The sequence below is a fragment of the Pseudomonas sp. 65/3-MNA-CIBAN-0223 genome, from assembly GCF_040310425.1.
GTDB classification, from domain to species: Bacteria; Pseudomonadota; Gammaproteobacteria; order Pseudomonadales; family Pseudomonadaceae; genus Aquipseudomonas; species Aquipseudomonas gregormendelii.
On sequence record NZ_JBEOPV010000262.1, the window covers coordinates 1 to 250 of the forward strand.

Here is a 250-nt window from a genome sequence, read left to right on the forward strand (position 1 = left end):
GTATCGCCCTTGTCGGGGCGTCCGAATTGCTATTGATTTTGGGACCGGCGCATGGACAAGAAGTCATTATCCGAGCGGGATATCTGCAGCAAATTCATCTCGCCTGCGATCGCCATGGCGGGCTGGGATCTTCAGAAGCAGGTCCGTGAGGAAGTCAGCTTCACCAAAGGGCGCATCATCGTGCGCGGGAAGCTGCACAGCCGCGGCGAGTCACGCCGAGCGGACTACATTCTCTATCATCAGCCGAACC

At 58.0% G+C, this 250-nt stretch carries 1 protein-coding gene; it reads left to right on the plus strand.

What is annotated here, in order from left to right; genetic code table 11:
- Positions 1–51 precede the first annotated feature (51 nt).
- On the plus strand, positions 52–250 hold a 199-nt coding region (locus AAEZ09_RS28810; protein WP_350601742.1), incomplete at its 3' end, for a hypothetical protein.